Below are 19,837 nucleotides of genomic sequence, written 5' to 3'. Positions count from 1 at the left end.
GCGTCCCCGCCGCGCCCCGATAGGGTGAACCCATGCGTGATCTCGGGGTGGGCTTCGGCTACGTGATGAAGGGTCAGCGCTGGGTCGGCCGGCACGGCCGGTGGTTCGGATTCGGGCTGCTGCCCGGCCTGGTGACCCTGGTGCTGTACGCGGGTGCGATGGCCGGTCTGGTGTACGGCGCGGACGACCTGACCGCGTGGGCGACGCCCTTCGCGGACGACTGGTCCTCGCCCTGGCAGGGTGCCTTCCGCGGCTTCCTGACCGCGCTGCTCTTCGCCTTCGGGCTGTTCCTGGCCGTCGTCACCTTCACCGCCGTGACGCTCCTCGTCGGCCAGCCCTTCTACGAGTCGCTCTCCGAAGAGGTCGACCGCACCGAGGGCGGTGACGTGCCCCGCTCGGGGCTGCCGCTCTGGCGCGAGCTGTGGATCTCCGCCCGCGACAGCCTGCGCGTCCTCGTGCGCGTCGTGCTGTACGGCATCCTGCTCTTCGCCCTCGGCTTCGTCCCGGTCGTCGGCCAGACCGTCGTCCCCGTGCTCGGCTTCTGCGTCTCCGGCTTCTTCCTGGCGGAGGAGCTCACGGCGGTGGCCCTCCAGCGGCGCGGCGTCGAACTCAAGGAGCGCCTCGCGATGCTGCGCGGCCGCCGCATGCTGACGCTGGGCTTCGGCGTCCCGCTGACCCTGGCCTTCCTGGTGCCGTTCGTCGCCGTGTTCCTGATGCCGGGCGCCGTCGCGGGCGCGACGCTGATGGTCCGCGACCTGGAGGCACCGCAGGACCCGCCGGCCGACACGGACGGCAAGGCCGTGGGAACCGCGCGTGCCTGAGCTGTTCGCCGTCGCCGCCATCACGGTGCTCGCGGTCGTCAGCCCGGGCGCCGACTTCGCGATGGTCGTCCGCAACAGCTACCTCCACGGCCGGACGACCGGCCTCTTCGCCGCCGCGGGAGTCGCGGCGGGCGTCCTCGTCCACGTCGCGTACACGATGCTCGGCGTGGGCCTGCTGATCGCCGCCAACACCGCGCTGTTCACCGCGATCAAGCTGGCCGGCGCGGCCTACCTGGTCTACATCGGCCTGCGCACGTTCTTCTCCCGGGCGGACGTGACCGTCGACCTGGAGGCGAAGCAGTCCCTGTCCCGGTGGGGCGCACTGCGCGGCGGGTTCCTCACGAACGTCCTGAACCCCAAGACCACGCTGTTCGTGGTCTCCACCTTCACGCAGGTCGTCGGCCCCGACACCTCCCGGTGGCAACAGGGCGCCTATGGCCTGTTCATGTCCCTCGCCCACCTGGCCTGGTTCGGTCTGGTCGCGCTCTTCTTCTCCCACTCCCGGCTGCGTACGTCGTTGCTGCGCGCCCAGAAGGCCCTCAACCGCGCCATCGGCGCCACACTGGTGGGACTGGGGATCACACTGGGCGTGACGTGACCATCCGCAACGGCTGAATCCGGCCGTCTCGTTCCCCGCCGCCATCCCGCCGGCAAAAGTTGGGCATAAAGAGCGGGACGACGACGGGCGCCGGTCGGTATTCCTCGCGGGAGGAACAGCTGGGATGAGCACGGCTGGGACGAACACAGCGGGTACGGCCGGGGAGCCGCTGTACCTGGAACCCCGTCTGGAGCAGCGGTCGGCCGCCCTCCTGGAGTCGGGGGGCCCGTTCCTGCACACGTTGGTGGACGCGCTGGGCTCCCCCCTCAACGTCCTGCTGCCGGACCGGATCGCGGAGAACGTGGAGCACTTCCGCTCCGTCTTCCGCCGCCACCGGCTCACCGGCCGGATCTTCTTCGCGCACAAGGCGAACCGCTCCAGCGCGCTGGTCCGCCGGCTGGTCACCACGGACGCCGACCTGGACGCCGCGTCGCTCGCCGAGCTGCAGCACGCCCTCGCCTCGGGGTGGACGGGTGACCGGATCATGACCACCGGGCCCAAGGACCCGGAGTTCCTGTGGCTGGCCGCCCGCACCGGAGCGATCGTCAACGCGGACGGCCCCTCGGAGGTGGAGCAGGCCGCCGCTCTCGTACGGGCGTACGACCTGCCCCGCCTCCGTGTCGTGCTGCGGCTGTCCGAGTTCGAGACGTCCGGTACCACCCTGCTGTCCCGCCGCAGCCGGTTCGGCACCCCGGCACGGTCCCTGAAGCACCTGCTGGACACGGTCGACCGGCACCTGGACGCGCTGGAGCCGATCGGCGTCGGCTACCACCTCGACACCACGAGCCTGGACGAAAAGGCGGCGGCGCTCGAAGGCTGCCTGCGGGCCATGGAGGAGATGCGGGCGCGCGGCTTCTCCCCGCGCGCCGTCGACATCGGCGGCGGCTTCGGCGTCACCTACCTGGCCCGCGCCGATCAGTGGGACCGCTACACCACCGCGCTCACCCACGCCGTCATGGGCCACCGCCCGCCCATGACCTGGGGCGGTCACGGCTACGGCCTCCGTATGGAGAACGGCACCCTCAAGGGCTCCCTCGGCCTTTACCCCGCCCACCGCCCCCTCGCCGGCGCCGACTACCTCGACGAGCTGCTGTCGCGCCCCGCCCCCGGCCTCGGCGGCCGACCGCTGGGCACCCTGCTGCTGGAGAGCCTCCACGAGCTGTACGTCGAGCCCGGCCGGGCCCTGGCCGACAGCTGCGGACTCACCCTCGGCAAGGTGCTGGACGTGCGGCACACCGAGACGGGCGAGCACCTGGTCCGCCTCGCGATGAACGCCGGTGACGTCAGCCTGGAGGACCACGGCGTCCTGATGGACCCCGTCGTCCTGCCCCGCGACGACGGCCCGGCGGAGGGGCCGGTGGGGGGACCGGCGGCGGTCCACCTCATGGGCAACCTCTGCCTGGAGTCGGACCTGATCACCCGCCGTACCGTCCACCTGCCCCGGCTGCCCCGCCCCGGCGACCTCCTCGCCTTCCCGAACACCGCCGGCTACTGCATGGACTTCGGCGCCACCCACGCCCAACAGCAGCCCGTCGCCCGCAAGGTCGCCGTTCACCAGGAAGGGGAGTCCTGGAACTGGTGCCTCGACGAGCAGTACTGGCCGATCACACGACCGGGGGGACCGCGCACATGAGGTACGACAGCATCACCGACGCCATCGGCGACACCCCGCTGGTGCGTATCGACCCCGAGGTCCACGGTCTGCGCACCATCGACCTCTACGCCAAGCTGGAGATGCTCAACCCCTTCGGCTCCCTGAAGGACCGGGCCGCGTGGAACATGGCCCGCCACGGCCTGGCCGCCGCCAAGGAGCGCGGTGAAACGGTCGTCGAACTGTCCAGCGGCAACACGGCCAAGGCCCTCGCGCTCATCGCGGGCCTGCACGGACTGCCGTTCAAGAGCGTCACCAACCGCATGCGCATCCCCGAGATCAAGGACCTGCTCCTGCTGCTGGGCGCCGAGATCGAGGAACTGCCGGGGCGGTCCGAGTGCCTCGACCCGACCGACACCGACGACCCGCTGACCCTCTTCCACCAGCGGCTGAACCGGCCCGGCAGCGCCCACTTCCACACCGACCAGTACTTCAACGCCCTCAACGCCGAGGCCCACGCCTCCGGCACCGGCCCCGAGATCATCGCGGACCTCGGCGGCCGGGCCCCGGACTGGTTCATCGCCTGCGTGGGCACCGCCGGATCGTCCACCGGCGTCGCCAGGGCCCTGCGCGCCCACGACCCGGCGGTGAACGTCGTCGGGCTCGTCGGGGAGAAGAGCGACTTCATCCCCGGCATCCGCACCGCCGACGAGGTCCAGGAGGTCGGGCTCTTCGACCCGGCCACGTACGACACCATCGAGGCGGTGAGCGCCGACGAGGCCATCGACGGCATGGTGACCCTGCTGCGCCGCTGCGGCCTGCTCGCCGGGCCGACCGGCGGAGCCGCGTACTACGGGGCGGTACGCCACCTCAGGGCCCTGGACGAGGAGTCGGCGGAGCGGAGGACCGCCGTCTTCATCGTCTGCGACCGGGTGGAGAGCTACCTCGGATACGTACGGCAGCGGCGCCCCGAGCTGCTGGGGCGTCCACCGGTGAAGAACTCGGTGGCCACGCTCACCGACACGGAGGCCCGCACGGCCACCGTCATCGACGTCGCCGACGCCCAGAAGTGGATCGCGGAGCAGCGGCCGCTGGTGATCGACCTGCGCGGACCGTTCGCGTACGCCGCGCTCCACATCGACGGCTCGGTGAACATCGTCGACGAGCTGTTCGACGAACTCCTGCGGGGCGGCCTGCCCTTCGGCAAGCGGCAGCCGGTGCTGCTGGCGTGCCCGGTGGGGGAGAAGTCGGCGCGGTACGCCGCCCTGCTGACGCGGATGGGCCACCCCGACGTGCGCAGCCTGGCCGGCGGCATCGTGGCCTGGCGGGACGCGGGCGCGCCGCTGGTGCGTGACTGAGGTGGCGGACGTCTTCGCCGAGCTGGGGCCCTGGCAGCGGGCGTTGCGCGCCCGGTTCCCGATCGTCGTGGGCCACCCGGACCTGGCCTACCTGGACAGCGCGGCCACCGCGCAGAAGCCGCAGGACGTGCTGGACGCCGTGCAGCGTTACCTCACCACCTCCAACGCCAACGCGGGCCGTGGCTCCTACCCGTGGGCCAACTCCACCACCGCGCTGGTGGAGGACGCCCGGACACGCGTCAAGCGGTTCCTGGGCGATCCGGAACCGGACCGGTCGGCCGTGCACTTCACCAGCGGGACGACGGAGGGACTGCGCACGGTCGCCCGGGACTGGCTGCCGGGGCTGCTCGCCGACGGGGACGAGATCGTCGTGCCGTTCCACGACCACGAGGCCAACCTGTCGCCCTGGCTGGAGGCGCGGGAGCTGCTGGCCCGCCAGGGCGTCGGCGTCCGCGTCAGGGAGCTGCCGTACCAGGCGGCCTCCGGGGACTACGATCCGGCGGCGCTCGCGGCGGTCGTCGGTCCGCGCACCCGCTTCGTGGCGGCCACGCACGTGCACCACGTGTACGGCGCCGACATGAACGTGCACCGCCTCCGGCGGGTGGTGGGGCCGGACGTCCCGATCTGCCTGGACGCCGCGCAGAGCGTGGGGCACCTGCCGGTGTCGGTGGCGGCCCTGGACGTGGACTTCCTGGTGTTCTCCGGGCACAAGGCCCTCGCCCTGCCCGGTACGGGCGCGGTGTGGGCCCGGCGGCGGCGCGGGCCGGACTTCCGGCCGGGCGGGTGGCAGGGCACCCCGAACACGGTCGGCATCGCCTCCCTGGTGGCGGCGCTCGACTGGCTGGACGCGGCCGGGACCGACCGGATCGAGCGCTGGACCGTGGCGCTGGCGTCCCTGCTGACCGACGGGCTCAGCCGGATGGAGGGCACCTATGAGGTCCTCGGCTGCCGCACCAGCCTCGCGGCCGGTTCCCCGGTGCAGCGGCGGCGGAGCCTGGTGACCTTCCGGCACCGGGCGATCGACGCCCACGACCTGGGCTTCATCCTCTTCAGCCACGGGTTCATGGTGCGGTCCGACGGGCACTGTCAGGCGGGGCGGGGCGACAGGGACGGGTCCGTACGCGTCAGCCTCCATGTGCACAACACACCCGAAGAGATGGAAAGGCTGCTCGCCGCGCTCGCCAATCTGCAATGATTTTCAATAGCAGAAGAGGGTCGTGAGGTGCGGAGGACACGGGCGGCTATGGGAGTGAACGCGGTGACGGCCGCGCGATGGGTGGAGCGCTGGGAGGACCAGCAACAGCGGTACGCGGTCGACCGCGAGGAGAGCTTCACCGTCATCGCGGACGTGGTCGAGCATGTGACACGCGGCCAGACCGGGCCGCCGCTCGTCCTGGACCTCGGGAGCGGGCCGGGCTCCCTGGCGGCACGGCTGGCCGGCCGCCTCCCGGGCGCGGAGGTGCTGGCCGTCGACGGCGACCCGCTCCTGCTGGAGCTGGGCAGCACGTACTACGGCTCCGCCCTCCGCTACGTCGAGGCGATGATCGGCGAACCGGGCTGGCTCGACGCGCTCGCCCTGGACCGCCCGGTGGACGCGGCCGTGTCGGCGACCGCCCTGCACTACCTGGACCGTCCCACGCTGTGCCGGGTCTACCGGGAGCTGGCCGGGCGGTTGCGACCCGGCGGCGTCCTCGTCAACGGCGACCACATCGGCCCGGACTCGCCGAAGGTCTCCGAACTGGCCGTCGACATCGGGCGCCGTCACGCCGAACGGCACCTGACCTTCAGCCACGACGACTGGGAGTCCTGGTGGTCGGGCGCCGCCTCCGACCCGGAGCTGGCCCGCTTCCTCGAGCGGCGCGGGAGCCACCGGCACCCGCGCTGCGAGGGCAACGACCTGACCATCTCCAGCCACCTGGACCTGCTGCGCGAGGCCGGGTTCGAGCACGTGGGCGTGGTCTGGCAGTACGGGCACAGCCACATCCTGGCCGCCGTCCGCTGAGGCGGCCCACCCGAACGTGGACGCGCCCGCCGCCCGTGGACGCGACGCCGCCGTCCGTGGACGCGCCCGCCGTCCGTGGACGCGGCGCCGCCCCGTCATGGAAGCGACCGCGCAGTCCGTGGACGCGGCGCCGCAGTCCGCCGGCTCAATTCCCCGACGCGGCCACCCCGATGACGGCCCTGACCTGGGACGTGATGTCCGCCCGGTTGCGCAGGAACTCCGGATCGGTCACCGCGCCGGTGTTGCCCGCCCCGAACTGGAGCACCGGCGTGTGCACATGCCCGCCCGGCAGGCCGGCCAGGCCCAGCCGGTCGCGCAGCAGCGTGGCGCGGTACGCGATCTCGTTGGACAGGTAGTCCCCGCCGCCGCCCGCGCGGGCCGCCGAACCGGGCGTCGGGCCCTGGGGCCGGACCACCGGGGCCGTGCCGCCCGCCGGGACCTCGGTCACCGACGTGTTGTCGTACACCGGGAACCGCCCCGTTTCCGCCGCGACGATCTTCGCGTACGGGAGGGTCGTCGTGGTCCACTGCGGTTGCGAGGCCGGGTCGGCGACCGGCACGAGGCCCGTCTCGGACACGTTCTCGTTGTCGCCGAACCCGCCGCGCCAGGCGCCGTTGAAGCGCTCGATGTCGAAGCGGCCGACCCGGCCCTGGCTCACCGTCGTGAAGGCGTCGACGCGCGGCAGGTGCGGCGCCAGGGTCCGCTCCACCTCGCCGGCCGCGAAGTCCGCCCAGCGCACCGGGAACACCGCCGTCTCCACCCGTGCGAGCTGCCCGTCCGCCGTCCGGATCAGCGTCCCGTCCAGCGCCAGCGCCGCCGCGCCCGACGGGTTGCTGATCCGGATGTCCCGGTCGAGGGTGAACGGGTCGAACCCGGTCATCAGTACGCGCTTGACGCCCCGGCCGGCGGGGTAACGGATGGCGTCCTGGCCGCGCGAGGAGGTCTCCAGCCGGTCCAGGAGCCGCTCCCGCGCGTCCGGCGTCAGGGTGAAGCCCGGCTGCCAGGCGCGCAGTTCACGCGTCATGGCCAACCGTGCCCAGTACAGCGGTCGGTCGTCGTCCCGGCTCAGGTCGCCCGTCGCCGGTCCCCGCCCCTGCGCCCGGTCCACCGCCCGCTGCCACAGCCGCGAGGCGTGCCGCACGACGGCCCGCTCGGCCGCCGCGTACGAGCCGGCCCCGCCGAGTGCGGTGGCGAACTCGGGTGCCACCGTGTCGAATCCGCTGCGGGTGAGGATCTCGCGCGGGACGGCCCGGTCGAGGCGGGCCTCCTCGACGGTGGGCTCGACGGCCGGGTCCGCCGCCTGGGCGGGAGCCGTGGTGACCGTCAGCGCGGCGAGCGCGGCAACGAGCGTCGTACGCAACCGTATTCGTGACACAGGCGCAGCCTTCCGTAGGGGTGCCGGAACGCTATCGCGCCCCCAACAGCCGCAGAAAGTCCCGGAAGGCGGCCGGCATGTCCACGGCGTCCGGATCCAGCAACCACTGGTACTGCAGTCCGTCCATCACCGCCGTCATCAGCGGCGCCGCCTGTTCGGGCGTCAGCCCGCCGGGCAGCCGGTCCCCGTACTCCGCCCGCAGGACGGCTCCCATCTCGGCCCGCACCTGGGCGTAGCGGCGGGTGAAGAATTCGCGGGCCGGATGCCCCTCCGTCACGCTCTCGCCGAGCAGCGCCGAGAAGGTCTGCACGATGCCCGGCCGCATGGCGTTGTACTCGACCAGCGAGTCCAGCAGGTCGAGCCGCCAGCCGCCCGGGCCGCCGCTCCCGCCGCCCGTGTCCCACTGGTCGCGCTCCTCCAGGACCGCGACGAGCAGGGCTTCCTTGGTGGGGAAGTAGTGCAGGAGCCCCTGCTGGGTCAGACCGACCCGCTCGGCGACCGACCCGAGCGACGCGCCCCGGTAGCCGCGCTCGGCGATCACTTCGAGGGCCGCGCGCACGATCTCGGCGCGCCGTTCCTCGCTCCTGGCCCTGGCCGCTGCCATCCTCGCACTCCGACTCTCTCAGTCACGGAAAGATAACGAAACCTACTGCCCTACAGGTGTCGGGCACACCATGGGCGTACCGCCCGCACGCCGACACGGAGGTACGACAGTGACAGACCCGACCGGCCCCCGGCACGAAGAGGCACGCCAAGAGGCACGTGAAGAGGCACGTGAAGACGCACGGGGACAGGCACGCGAAGAGGCACACGACGCGGCGCGCGAGAAGACCGTGGCGGCCGCACGCGAGGCGGCCGTCGAAGCGGCCCTCGGCACGCTCGACCTGGACGCCAAGACCCGTCTCCTGGCCGGACAGGACATGTGGTCCCTGCCCGCCCTCCCCGAGATCGGCCTGAAGTCGCTGGTCATGTCCGACGGCCCGATCGGCGTGCGCGGCGTCCGTTGGACCGCCGACGACCCGTCCGTCGCCCTCCCGTCCCCGACCGCGCTGGCCGCCACCTGGGACCCCGCCCTCGCCCGCCGCGCCGGCCGGCTCCTCGCCCAGGAGGCCCGCCGCAAGGGCGTCCACGTCCTCCTCGCCCCCACGGTCAACCTCCACCGATCACCCCTCGGCGGACGGCACTTCGAGGCGTACAGCGAGGACCCGTACCTCACCGGCGAGATCGGCACCGGCTGCGTCCTGGGCGTCCAGGACGGCGGCGTCGGCACCACCGTCAAGCACTTCGTCGCCAACGACGCCGAGACCGACCGCTTCACCGTCAACAACGTCGTCGCCCCCCGCGTGCTCCGCGAGCTCTACCTCGCCCCCTTCGAGACGATCGTCACCCACGCCCGCCCCTGGGGCATCATGACCGCCTACAACCAGGTCAACGGCCGCACCATGACGGAGCACCACCACCTGGTCGACGAGGTGCTGCGCGGCGAGTGGGGCTTCGACGGCGTCAACGTCTCCGACTGGATGGCCGCCCGCGACACCAAGCGTGCCGTCGAAGGAGGCCTCGACGTCGCCATGCCCGGCCCTCACACGGTGTACGGCGAGGCGCTCGCCGCCGCCGTACGGGCCGGCGAGGTCGACGAGACGGTCGTCGACCGAGCCGTACGCAACGTGCTGCGCCTCGCCGCCCGCGTCGGCGCCCTGGACGGAGTCGAGCCGGCCGTCACCCGGCTGCCGTCGCCCGTCGACGGTGACGCCCTCGCCCGGGAGATCGCCCGCCGCTCCTTCGTCCTCCTGCGGAACCAGGGCGCCCTGCCCCTCCCCGAAGGCCGCACCGTCGCCCTCCTCGGCGCCGCCGCCCGCGACGCCCGCGTCCTCGGCGGCGGCTCCGCCCAGGTCTTCCCCGACCACACCGTCTCCCCGCTCGACGGCCTCACCGCCGCGCTCCCCGCCGGTGAGCCGGCCTACGCCGTCGGTGCCGACCCCAGCGACGAACTCGCCCCCGCCGGGCAGGGCTTCGCGCTGCGCGCCGTCTGCCGCGACGCGGCCGGGAACGTCATCGGCGCGGGGTCGCTGCCCAGCGGCCAGGTCCAGTGGATCGGCGACGACCTGCCCGACGGCGTCACGTACGACACCCTGCACAGCGTCGAGGTCATCGGCACCTTCACGCCCCGCGAGAGCGGGGAGCACGCCTTCGGCACACGCGGCCTCGGCGCCTTCACGCTCACCGTCGCGGGCCGGACCCTCTACGACGGCGTCCAGGAGATGGGCGACGAGGCCGACCCGTTCGAGGCCTTCTTCGGCACCCCGCTTGAACGCGGCACGGTCGCCCTCACCGAGGACGTACCGGTCGAGGTGTCGTTGCTGCACCCGCTCGACCAGGAACACGCGGCGCCCCTGCCCGGCGTGATGTTCTCGCTCGTCCACCGCGGGCCGCGCCGCGACCCCGACGAGCTGATCGCCGAGGCCGCCGAGGCCGCCCGCGCAGCCGACACCGCGATCGTCGTGGTGGCCACCACCGAGCGCGTCGAGTCGGAGGGCTTCGACCGCGCCGACCTGAGGCTGCCCGGGCGCCAGGACGACCTCGTACGGGCCGTCGCCGCCGCCAACCCCAACACCGTCGTGGTCGTCAACGCGGGGTCCCCCGTCGAGATGCCCTGGCGCGACGACGTGGCCGCCGTCCTGCTGAGCTGGTTCCCCGGCCAGGAAGGCGGCGCCGCGCTCGCCGACGTCCTCCTCGGCACCGAGGAACCGGGCGGCCGCCTGCCCACCACCTGGCCGGCCGCACTCGCCGACGCACCCGTCACCGAGGTCACCCCGACGGACGGCGAACTGCGCTACACCGAGGGTCTCTTCACCGGCTACCGCGCCTGGGACCGGTCCGGCACGGCGCCCGCGTACCCCTTCGGCCACGGCCTCGGCTACACCACCTGGGAGTACGAGGCGCTGGAGCTCACCCCGGAGAGCGCCACGGTCCGCGTCCGCAACACCGGCACCCGCCCCGGTCGCGAGACCGTCCAGCTGTACGTCGCACCCGTGGACGACCGGGTGGAGCGCCCGTCCCGCCGGCTGGCCGGCTTCGCGGGCGTCGAGGCGGGCCCCGGTGAGACCGTGGAGACCGAGATCCCGCTCCCGCTGAGGGCGTTTCAGATATGGGACGAAGAGACCGGCGCGTGGACGGCGGTCCCCGGTACGTACGAGATCCAGGCGGGCCGTTCGGTGTCCGACACCCGGGTGCGCGCGGCGCTGACGGTCGCCGGGACGGACTAGCGGATCCCGAACGCGTACACGGTTTCCGAGGCGTACACCTCGCCCGGCCGCAGGACCGAACTCGGGAACAGCGGCCGGTTCGGGGAGTCCGGGAATGCCTGGGTCTCCAGCGCGACGCCGTCGAGGTGGGCCGGCGCGTACACCTGGAGACCCGGCTCGGTCGTGCGGACCGTCAGCAGCCGTCCGGTGACCGGCGAGTACAGCTCGGCCGCCGGGCCGTCGCCGCCGTCCAGGACGAAATTGTGGTCGATGCCCGTGCCGACCGGGCGCGACGAACGGAAGTCGAGCGGCGTGCCGTCCACCGTCGCGATCTCACCCGTCGGGACCGACACGTCGTCGAGCGGCGTGAAGTGCCCGGCCGCCAGCCGCATCTCGTGCGCCCCGCCCAGGTTCCAGTACGTGTGGTTCGTCAGCGCCACCACCGTCGGCGCGTCCGTCACCGCCTCGTACGCGATCCGCAGCGCGCCCTCGGCATCCAGGGTGTAGGTGGCGGAGACCTCCAGCCGCCCGGGGAAGCCCTCCTCCCCGTCCGGGCTCACCCGCGTCAGCCGTACCCCGCCGTCGACCGCCTCGGCGTCCCACACCCGCTTGTCGAACCCGCGCTCACCGCCGTGCAGGCTGTTCGGCCCGCCGTTGCGGGCCAGCCGGTAGGAGCGGCCGTCCAGCGTGAACGATCCGCCGGCTATCCGGTTCGCGTACCGCCCCACCAGCGCCCCGAAGTAGGGCCCCGGATCGGCCTCGTACCCGGCGGGGGAGCCGTACCCCAGCACCACGTTCGCCACGGCACCGTCCCGGTCGGGCACCTCCACCGACTGCACGATCCCGCCGTACGTCAGGACTCCCACCCGCGTACCGCCCCGCTCCAGGACCCAGCGGTGCACCCTCGTACCGTCGGCCAGCCGGCCGCACTCCTCGGCGTCACCCATTCCCGGCCTCCGTGACCTTGCGGTACGCGATCTCCGCGAGCCGCTCCTGGCCGTTCCTGCTCGGGTGGAACCAGTCCCACGGGCTGAGCTGCGCAGTGGTGAACCGGTAGGCGAACACCGCCCCGCCGTCGTGCCGGCACAGCCGGTCCTTCGCGCACACCTCCCGGAGCACCTCGTTGTACGCCACCACCCGCCGGTGCACCTCCTCGCGCCGCGCCTCGGCGGCCGGGCCGAGGTCGTCGGCGTCCCCCAGCATCGACGCGCACACGCCCAGCTTCCACACCTGCTTGCCGAGGACACTCCCGCGGCCGGTCGACCACAGCCGCTTCAGGTCCGGCACGCTCGACACGTACACCTGGCTCTTCGGCGACACCTCGCGCAACTCCCGCATCGCCTCCTCGAACGAGGCGCGGAAGTCCGGCACCGGCGTCATCAGGTCGGTGCTGTCCCGGCAGGCGTCGTTCGCGCCGACCATCACCGCCACCAGCCCGGGCCTCTTCGCGGCGGCCTTCCCCATCTGGCTCGGCAGCTCCGCCACCCGCGCCCCCGACCTGGCCAGGTTCCAGCTCCGGGCGGGCAGCGCCGACGCGCCCAGCAGCCGCCGCGCGAGGCTGTTCACCCGCGCGTCGCCACCGGTCGCCCAGGACGCCTCCGGGCAGTCGGTCAGCACCCCGCAGGCGTCGAAACCCCGGGTGATCGAGTCACCGACGGCCGCGATCGAGGCGGGGCTGGTGTCCCACGCAGGGGTGGGCCTCGGTGACGGGGAGGGGCGCGGCGCCACGCCCGGCCCGCGCTCCGGTTCCGCCTCGCATCCGGACACGGCAACGCCCGCCACCAGGGCGGCGGCCGCCGCCCACGCGGCGAGCGTTCGTATACGGCCTCGTCGGCTGTCGGGCATCCGGTAGCCCTTTCGTCGGCGTCCTGGCGAGTGAAAGCTTGGTGTCGGGGTCCCCCGGCCAGACCGTACGTCATCCCAAGCGCCCCGGCGCACGGTAGCTTTTCCCCGTCGAACCGTCAGGCGCCTTCGCCAACCGGCTCCGGTAAATTACATCACGTCACATGCTGTCCCTTTTGCGGAGTTTCACTCCTGATGCTGTTTACTGAGGCCGCTGGGAAAGGCGAACCTCGTCCCACACTGGAGGTCCCGGTGACGACACGTGGAGTCCTGTACGTACACTCCGCACCGCGCGCGCTGTGCCCGCACGTCGAATGGGCGGTGGCGGGAGTGCTCGGTGCGAGGGTCCAACTCGACTGGATCCGGCAGCCGGCCTCCCCGGGCACCTGGAGAGCGGAGTTCTCCTGGCAGGGCGAACCGGGTACCGCCTCCAAGCTGGCCTCCGCGCTGCGCGGCTGGCAGATGCTCCGCTTCGAGGTCACCGCCGAGCCGTGCGCCACCGCCGAGGGCGAGCGCTACAGCGCCACGCCCGAGCTGGGCATCTTTCACGCGGTCACCGGCATCCACGGCGACATCCTGATCCCCGAGGACCGCCTCCGCGCCGCGCTCGTCCGCTCCGCCCAGGGCGAGACCCAACTGGAAGCGGAAATCGCCCGGCTCCTGGGCAAGCCCTGGGACGACGAACTCGAACCCTTCCGCTACGCCGGCGAAGGCGCCCCGGTCCGCTGGTTGCACCAGGTGGTCTGACCCCGGTCCCGAGGCCCCCGGCCGCTGTGACCGGCGCCCGCGCCGTGACGCCCCCCCGGCCGCTGCAACGGCCGCCGCGCCGTGACGCCTGCCGGGCCGCTGCAACGGCCGCCGCGCCGTGACGCTCGGCCGCGCTGTGAGGCCTGCTCGGCCGCTGTGAATCGCGCCGCGCCGTGACGCCCACCCGACCGCTGCGACCGGCGCCCGCGCCGTGACGCTCGCCCGCGCCGTGACGCCTGCCCGGCCGCTGTGGCGCCCGCGCCGTGACGCCCCCCGGCCGCTGTGGCGCCTGCCCGCGCCGTGACGGCCGCTGTACGGAGGTCACCCGGCGTCGCTCGTCGTACGACCGTCCGCGCCCGTGGGCCTGGCGTGCAGGCCGCGGCTCCGGACATGGGTGTGGACATGGGTGTGGGCCCGTCCCCCGAAGGGGCGGGCCCACACCGTGTCCACGGTCGCCGACAGCGAGGTCAGACCGTGCGGAACGCCAGCACCACGTTGTGGCCGCCGAAACCGAACGAGTTGTTGATCGCGGCGATCGTGCCTTCCGGCAGCGCACGCGGCTTGTCGCGGACGATGTCGGCGTCGACCTCCTCGTCCAGGTCGTCGACGTTGATGGTCGGCGGGGCCGTGCGGTGGTGCAGGGCCAGCACCGTGGCGACGGTCTCGATACCGCCCGCGCCGCCCAGCAGGTGGCCGGTCATCGACTTGGTGGCGGAGATCGCCACGTGGTCCAGCTCCTCGCCGAGCACCTTGCGCAGCGCCTTGACCTCGGCGACGTCACCCTGCGGGGTGGACGTGGCGTGGGCGTTGAGGTGCACGACCTCGGCCGGCTTCAGGTCGGTGGTGTCCAGCAGGTTCTGCAGGGCGGCGGCGATACCGCGGCCCGTCGGCTCCGGCTGGGCGATGTGGTGGCTGTCGGCCGACAGGCCCTGGCCGAGCGCCTCGCAGTAGACCTTCGCGCCACGCGCGGCGGCGTGCTCGGCGGACTCCAGGATGACGACACCGGCGCCCTCGCCGAGGACGAAGCCGTCACGGCCGTTGTCGTACGGGCGCGAGGCCTTCTCCGGCTCGTCGTTGCTCTTGGACATCGCCATCATGTTGGCGAACGCGGCGATCGGCAGCGGGTGGATCGCCGCCTCGGTGCCGCCCGCCACGACCACGTCGGCGCGGCCGGTGCGGATCATCTCGACGGCGTAGCCGATCGCCTCGGCGCCCGACGCGCACGCCGAGACCGGGGTGTGGACGCCCGCGCGGGCGTTCACCTCCAGGCCGACGTTGGCGGAGGGGCTGTTGGGCATCAGCATCGGCACGGTGTGCGGGGAGACGCGGCGTACGCCCTTCTCCTTCAGCACGTCGTACTGGTCGAGCAGGGTCGTCACACCGCCGATGCCGGAGGCGATGACGGTGCCGAGCCGCTCGGGAGCGATGGACGCGTCCTCGCCCGCCGGAGCGGTGAAGCCCGCGTCCGCCCACGCCTCGCGGGCCGCGATCACGGCGAACTGCGCCGAGCGGTCCAGCTTGCGGGCCAGCGGGCGCGGCAGGACTTCGGCCGGGTCGACGGCCACGGGGGCCGCGATCCGGACGGGCAGCTCGGCGAAGCGGTCCCCCTCCAGGGGCTTGACGCCGGAGCGTCCCGCCAGCAGACCTTCCCAGGTCGCGGCGGAGTCGCCACCCAGCGGTGTGGTTGCGCCGATACCGGTGACGACCACGGTGCGATTGGTCGAGTTCACAGGAATTCTTTCTCCACGTCTATGAGGTATGCGGGGAATGCGGCGCCACCGCCGGGTGGCGATCCGATCAGCCCTGGTGCTTCAGGATGTAGTCGGCAGCGTCGCCGACCGTCTTGAGGTTCTTGACGTCCTCGTCGGGGATCTTGACGTCGAAGCGCTCTTCGGCGGCGACGACGACCTCAACCATGGAGAGCGAGTCGACGTCCAGGTCGTCGGTGAAGGACTTGTCCAGCTGGACGTCCTCGACCGGGATGCCGGCGATCTCGTTCACGATGTCGGCGAGACCGGCGACGATCTCTTCCTGAGTGGCGGCCATGTGGCGCTCCTTCGGTGTGTATCTCAGAGGTGTTTCTCAGAGGGTTTTGAGGCTGTCGTCCCGGAAATCCGCGGAACGTGCCTAGGGGAGGGTAACGACCGTCGCGGCGTAGACGAGACCCGCCCCGAAGCCGATGACGAGCGCGGTGTCACCGCTCTTCGCCTGACCGGTCGCCAGAAGCCGCTCCATCGCGAGCGGAATCGAGGCGGCCGAGGTGTTGCCGGTCGTCTCCACGTCACGGGCGACCGTGACGTGCTCCGGCAGTTTCAGTGTCTTCACCATCGAGTCGATGATCCGCATGTTGGCCTGGTGCGGGATGAAGACGTCCAGGTCGGCCGCCGCGATGCCGGCCGCGTCCAGGGCCTGCTGGGCGACCTTCGCCATCTCGAAGACGGCCCAGCGGAACACCGCCTGGCCCTCCTGCGTGATGGCGGGGAACTTGTCGACCGTGCCGTCGCGGTAGTCGGTCCACGCGACGGTCTGCTTGATGGTCTCGGACTTGTCGCCCTCGGAGCCCCACACCGTGGGGCCGATCGCGGGCTCCTTGGCGGGGCCGACGACGACGGCGCCCGCGCCGTCACCGAACAGGAAGGCCGTCGCGCGGTCCTCCAGGTCGGTCAGGTCGCTGAGCCGCTCCACGCCGATCACGAGGACGTACTCCGCCGAGCCCTCGACCACCATGCCCTTGGCGAGAGTCAGGCCGTAGCCGAAGCCGGCGCAACCCGCCGAGATGTCGAACGCGGCCGGCTTGTTCGCGCCGATCTTGTCCGCGATCTCGGTGGCGACGGCAGGGGTCTGCTTGAAGTGCGAGACGGTGGAGACGATCACGCCGCCGATCTGCTCGGGGGTGACTCCGGCGTCCGCGATGGCCTTGCCCGCCGCCTCGACCGACATCGCGGTCACGGTCTCCTCGGGGGAGGCCCAGTGGCGGGTGGCGATGCCGGAGCGCGAGCGGATCCACTCGTCGGACGAGTCGATCGTCTCCAGGATCACCTCGTTCGGCACGACACGGGTGGGCCGGTAACCGCCGACACCCATGATGCGCGCGTACGGGGCGCCCTGGCTGGGCTTGATCTTCGCCATGCTCTACGGCTCCTTGTCAGACGGCGGGCGTCGTGTGCTCGGCGATGAGCGCACGGGCCGCGTCGAGGTCGTCCGGCGTCTTCAGGGCGACCGTCTTGACGCCCTGAAGGGCGCGCTTGGCGATACCGGTGAGCGTGCCGCCGGGGCACACCTCGACCAGGGCGGTCGCGCCGAGCCGCTGGAACGTTTCCATGCACAGGTCCCAGCGGACGGGATTGGCGACCTGACCGACCAGGCGGGCGACGACGTCGGCGCCCGTGGCGACGGTCTGTCCGTCCTTGTTCGAGACGTACGTCACGGTGGGGTCTGCGACGGTCAGACCGTCGGCGGCCTTCTGGAGCGTCGCGACCGCGGGCGCCATGTGGTGCGTGTGGAACGCGCCGGCGACCTTGAGCGCCACCACGCGGCGGACGCCCTCGGGCTTGTCGGCCTCCAGCGCCGCGAGCTGCTCCATGGTGCCGGCGGCGACGATCTGGCCGGCGCCGTTCACGTTCGCCGGGGTCAGGCCCAGCTTCTCCAGGTGCGGGACGGTGATCTCCGGCTCGCCGCCGAGCAGCGCCGACATGCCGGTCTCGGTGACGGCGGCGGCCTCGGCCATCGCCAGTCCACGGGTCCGTACGAAGCCGAGCGCGGCCGTGTCGTCGAGGACACCGGCGAACGCGGCGGCGGTGATCTCGCCGACGCTGTGGCCGGCGACGGCGTCCGGGACGACGTCACCGAGCGCGGCGGCGGACAGCAGACCGGCCGCGACCAGCAGGGGCTGGGCCACCGCCGTGTCGCGGATCGCGTCCGCGTCTGCCTTGGTGCCGTAGTGGACGAGGTCGAGCCCGATGGCGTCGGACCACGCGGCGACGCGGTCGGAGGCGCCGGGCAGATCGAGCCAGGGAGTCAGGAAGCCGGGCGTCTGAGCGCCTTGGCCGGGAGCGACGAGTACGAGCACCCTCACACTCTCTCTTGTGGACGGCTCCCACCGCCCGTGGGGACAGGGACGAAGAACCGTCGGGCTAATTGTGGACGTTCGACAAAAGTCTAGGCCTGAGGATCTCCATCGACCAGACGCCCGAGGATCAGCGCGATTCGCAGCGTGAACGCGGAACGCACATCGGAGGGTGACCATCCGGTGACGTCGGTCACACGTCGGAGCCGGTAGCGCACGGTGTTGGGGTGGACGAAGAGCATCCGGGCCGCGCCTTCCAGACTGCTCGCCTGCTCCAGATAAACGCTCAAGGTTTCCAGGAGCGCCGAGCCCGCCTCCTCCAGCGGTCTGTAGATCTCCTCCACCAACTGCTCGCGCGCCGACGGGTCACCGGCCATCGCGCGCTCCGGCAGGAGATCGTCCGCCAGTACCGGCCGCGGCGCGTCCTGCCAGGCGGAACACGCCTTCAGGCCCGCCGCCGCGGCCTGCGCGGACCGGGTGGCCGCCAGCAGGTCCGGCACGATCGGCCCGGCGACGACCGGCCCGGCGGCGTACGGGCCGATCAGCGCCTTGGCGACGTGCAGCGGATTGTCGCTGCCGCCCGCGATGACGACCAGCCGGTCACCGAGCACGCCGGTCAGCACCTGGAGCTTGGCGTGCCGGGCGGCCCGCCTTATCGCCTCCACGGTCAGCTCGCTGTCGCCGTCCGGGGCCGTGCCAAGGATCACGCACACGTGCTCCGGCGAATTCCAGCCGAGCGCGGCGGCCCGCGAGACGGCGCCCTCGTCGGCCTCGCCGGACAGCACCGCGTTCACCACCAGCGACTCCAGCCGGGCGTCCCACGCGCCGCGCGCCTCGGCGGCCTGCGCGTACACCTGGGCCGTCGCGAAGGCGATCTCCCGGGCGTACACCAGCAGCGCCTCGCGCAGCACCGACTCGTCGCCGGGCGCGGCGACCTCCTCGATCGCCGACTCCATGACCTCGATGGTCGTCCGCACCATCTCCACGGTCTGGCGCAGGGTGATCGCCCGGGTCAGCTCGCGCGGGGCGGTCCCGAAGACGTCGGTGGAGATGGCCTGCGGGGTCTCCGGATGCCGGAACCACTCGGTGAACGCGGCGATACCGGCCTGGGCGACCAGACCGATCCAGGACCGGTTCTCCGGGGGCATCGCCCGGTACCAGGGCAGCGTCTCGTCCATGCGGGCAATGGCGTTCGCCGCGAGCCGTCCGGAGGACTGCTCCAGGCGCTTCAGGGTGGCGGCATGGGAGTGGGTGTCGTTCGCTGCGGGTTCAGGCACGGGACAAGACTGCCTTATCCGGACGGGGGAGTGCCGCGCCGGGTCTACGGTGGTCCCGTGAGTTCATGGCATCCAGACGGCCGGGCGGCCGCCGCCCGCTCCGGGCCGGACGCACCGGCGTGGTCCGTGCACCGGGCCGGCGAGCGCTACCGCGGCGGCGGGGCGACGGACGGCATAGAGACCCTGCACGCGTTCTCCTTCGGGCGTTTCTACGACCCCGACAACCTCCGGTTCGGCGCCATCCTGGCCTGCAACGAGGAGCGGCTCGCGCCCGGCTCCGGGTTCGACGAGCACCCCCACAGCCACACCGAGATCGTCACCTGGGTCGTCGAGGGCGAGCTCACCCACCGCGACTCGGCCGGGCACACCTCGCGCATCGGCCCCGGTGACGTACAACACCTCAGCGCGGCGGCCGGGGTCCGGCACGAGGAGCGCAACGACGGCGCCGGCCCGCTGGTCTTCGTGCAGATGTGGCTGGCGCCCGGACAACCCGGAGGAAAGCCGTCGTACGAGGTCGTACGGGGCCTGGCGGACGCGGCGCCGTACGCCCTGCCGGCCGCCGGGGCGATGCTCCACGTCCGGCGCCCGGACACCCCGGGGGAGCGGATCGCCGTCCCGGACGCCGCCTTCGTGTACGTCCACGTCGTGCGGGGCGCGGTACGCCTCGGCGACGACGAGCTCGGACCGGGGGACGCGGCGCGGATCACCGGCGCGGAGGGGCTGGAACTGGTGGCGCTCGGGCAGGCCGAGGTGCTGCTGTGGGAGATGAGCGGCTGAACCACGGACGCCGGCCGCGGCGGGGGGGGGGGGGGGGGGGGGGGGGGGGGGGGGGGGGGGGGGGGGGGGGGGGGGGGGGGGGGGGAGAGGGGAAGACAGGCGGGGGCGGGGGGGGGGGGGGGGGAGGCGTGATTGTCG

At 72.7% G+C, this 19,837-nt stretch carries 18 protein-coding genes; 9 read left to right on the top strand and 9 right to left on the bottom strand.

The window, feature by feature from the left end:
- Positions 1–32 precede the first annotated feature (32 nt).
- The 6 genes from ACZ6C1_RS34360 to ACZ6C1_RS34335 all read left to right on the top strand — a co-directional run bounded on the left by ACZ6C1_RS34360 (position 33) and on the right by ACZ6C1_RS34335 (position 6,370).
- Complete coding sequence (locus ACZ6C1_RS34360) at positions 33–821, top strand: EI24 domain-containing protein (RefSeq protein ID WP_469246600.1); 789 nt, start codon at positions 33–35, stop codon at positions 819–821.
- Entirely contained in the window at positions 814–1,419 is a 606-nt protein-coding gene (locus ACZ6C1_RS34355; RefSeq protein ID WP_469246598.1) for a LysE family transporter, read from the top strand. The genes ACZ6C1_RS34360 and ACZ6C1_RS34355 overlap by 8 nt, the downstream gene beginning before the upstream one ends.
- A gap of 124 nt (positions 1,420–1,543) precedes the next feature.
- The gene (locus ACZ6C1_RS34350) at positions 1,544–3,052 is read left to right on the top strand and encodes a Y4yA family PLP-dependent enzyme (protein ID WP_469246590.1); all 1,509 of its coding nucleotides are present in this window, start codon (positions 1,544–1,546) and stop codon (positions 3,050–3,052) included.
- Positions 3,049–4,368, top strand: coding sequence for a pyridoxal-phosphate dependent enzyme (locus ACZ6C1_RS34345; RefSeq protein ID WP_469246588.1), 1,320 nt, complete (start codon positions 3,049–3,051; stop codon positions 4,366–4,368). The genes ACZ6C1_RS34350 and ACZ6C1_RS34345 overlap by 4 nt, the downstream gene beginning before the upstream one ends.
- Positions 4,361–5,563, top strand: a complete 1,203-nt coding sequence (locus tag ACZ6C1_RS34340) for an aminotransferase class V-fold PLP-dependent enzyme (protein WP_469246586.1) — start codon at positions 4,361–4,363, stop codon at positions 5,561–5,563. Before ACZ6C1_RS34345 ends, ACZ6C1_RS34340 begins: the two co-directional genes overlap by 8 nt.
- A gap of 48 nt (positions 5,564–5,611) precedes the next feature.
- Positions 5,612–6,370, top strand: coding sequence for a class I SAM-dependent methyltransferase (locus tag ACZ6C1_RS34335; protein WP_469246584.1), 759 nt, complete (start codon positions 5,612–5,614; stop codon positions 6,368–6,370).
- A gap of 145 nt (positions 6,371–6,515) precedes the next feature.
- Here ACZ6C1_RS34335 and ACZ6C1_RS34330 read toward each other — a convergent pair whose 3' ends face one another.
- Together ACZ6C1_RS34330 and ACZ6C1_RS34325 are read right to left on the bottom strand one after the other, a co-directional pair.
- Positions 6,516–7,745: a pyroglutamyl-peptidase I gene (locus ACZ6C1_RS34330; protein WP_469246582.1), complete on the bottom strand. Its 1,230-nt coding sequence runs from the start codon at positions 7,743–7,745 to the stop codon at positions 6,516–6,518.
- A 31-nt stretch (positions 7,746–7,776) separates the two neighbouring features.
- A complete protein-coding gene (locus ACZ6C1_RS34325; protein WP_469246580.1) occupies positions 7,777–8,349 on the bottom strand; it encodes a TetR/AcrR family transcriptional regulator in 573 nt (190 codons plus the stop codon).
- Between the two features lie 70 nt (positions 8,350–8,419).
- On the opposite strand from ACZ6C1_RS34325, the gene ACZ6C1_RS34320 reads away from it, so the two are divergent.
- The gene (locus ACZ6C1_RS34320; protein WP_469246578.1) at positions 8,420–11,011 is read left to right on the top strand and encodes a beta-glucosidase; all 2,592 of its coding nucleotides are present in this window, start codon (positions 8,420–8,422) and stop codon (positions 11,009–11,011) included.
- On the opposite strand, the gene ACZ6C1_RS34315 is transcribed toward ACZ6C1_RS34320, so the two are convergent.
- Both ACZ6C1_RS34315 and ACZ6C1_RS34310 read right to left on the bottom strand, forming a co-directional pair.
- A complete protein-coding gene (locus ACZ6C1_RS34315; protein ID WP_469246568.1) occupies positions 11,008–11,937 on the bottom strand; it encodes an aldose epimerase family protein in 930 nt (309 codons plus the stop codon). The two genes, ACZ6C1_RS34320 and ACZ6C1_RS34315, sit on opposite strands and share 4 nt — an antisense overlap.
- Positions 11,930–12,835, bottom strand: a complete 906-nt coding sequence (locus ACZ6C1_RS34310; RefSeq protein WP_469246566.1) for a GDSL-type esterase/lipase family protein — start codon at positions 12,833–12,835, stop codon at positions 11,930–11,932. Before ACZ6C1_RS34310 ends, ACZ6C1_RS34315 begins: the two co-directional genes overlap by 8 nt.
- A 249-nt stretch (positions 12,836–13,084) precedes the next feature.
- Here ACZ6C1_RS34310 and ACZ6C1_RS34305 point away from each other — a divergent pair, with 249 nt between their 5' ends.
- Complete coding sequence (locus ACZ6C1_RS34305) at positions 13,085–13,579, top strand: DUF3145 domain-containing protein (RefSeq protein WP_469246552.1); 495 nt, start codon at positions 13,085–13,087, stop codon at positions 13,577–13,579.
- Positions 13,580–14,046: 467 nt separating this feature from the next.
- On the opposite strand, the gene fabF is transcribed toward ACZ6C1_RS34305, so the two are convergent.
- The 5 genes from fabF to ACZ6C1_RS34280 form a co-directional block, all read right to left on the bottom strand.
- On the bottom strand, positions 14,047–15,309 hold the full coding sequence (gene fabF, locus ACZ6C1_RS34300; protein WP_469246546.1) for a beta-ketoacyl-ACP synthase II: 1,263 nt from the start codon (positions 15,307–15,309) through the stop codon (positions 14,047–14,049).
- A 67-nt stretch (positions 15,310–15,376) separates the two neighbouring features.
- A complete protein-coding gene (locus ACZ6C1_RS34295; RefSeq protein ID WP_084897295.1) occupies positions 15,377–15,625 on the bottom strand; it encodes an acyl carrier protein in 249 nt (82 codons plus the stop codon).
- A gap of 81 nt (positions 15,626–15,706) precedes the next feature.
- Positions 15,707–16,708, bottom strand: coding sequence for a beta-ketoacyl-ACP synthase 3 (locus ACZ6C1_RS34290; RefSeq protein ID WP_469246543.1), 1,002 nt, complete (start codon positions 16,706–16,708; stop codon positions 15,707–15,709).
- Positions 16,709–16,724: 16 nt separating this feature from the next.
- Positions 16,725–17,648 carry an ACP S-malonyltransferase gene (locus ACZ6C1_RS34285; protein WP_469246541.1) on the bottom strand — a complete coding sequence of 308 codons (924 nt, stop codon included), beginning with the start codon at positions 17,646–17,648 and terminating at the stop codon, positions 16,725–16,727.
- Positions 17,649–17,737: 89 nt separating this feature from the next.
- Positions 17,738–18,922 carry a PucR family transcriptional regulator gene (locus tag ACZ6C1_RS34280; RefSeq protein ID WP_469246539.1) on the bottom strand — a complete coding sequence of 395 codons (1,185 nt, stop codon included), beginning with the start codon at positions 18,920–18,922 and terminating at the stop codon, positions 17,738–17,740.
- Between the two features lie 126 nt (positions 18,923–19,048).
- Here ACZ6C1_RS34280 and ACZ6C1_RS34275 point away from each other — a divergent pair, with 126 nt between their 5' ends.
- Positions 19,049–19,699 (top strand): pirin family protein, encoded by a 651-nt coding sequence (locus tag ACZ6C1_RS34275; protein ID WP_469246617.1) that lies wholly within the window; start codon positions 19,049–19,051, stop codon positions 19,697–19,699.
- Positions 19,700–19,837: the final 138 nt, after the last annotated feature.

Source organism: Streptomyces sp. NPDC041796 (genome assembly GCF_055590785.1).
The sequence above is the reverse complement of the archived record's forward strand: the minus strand, read 5'-3'. Positions and strand labels throughout refer to the sequence as shown.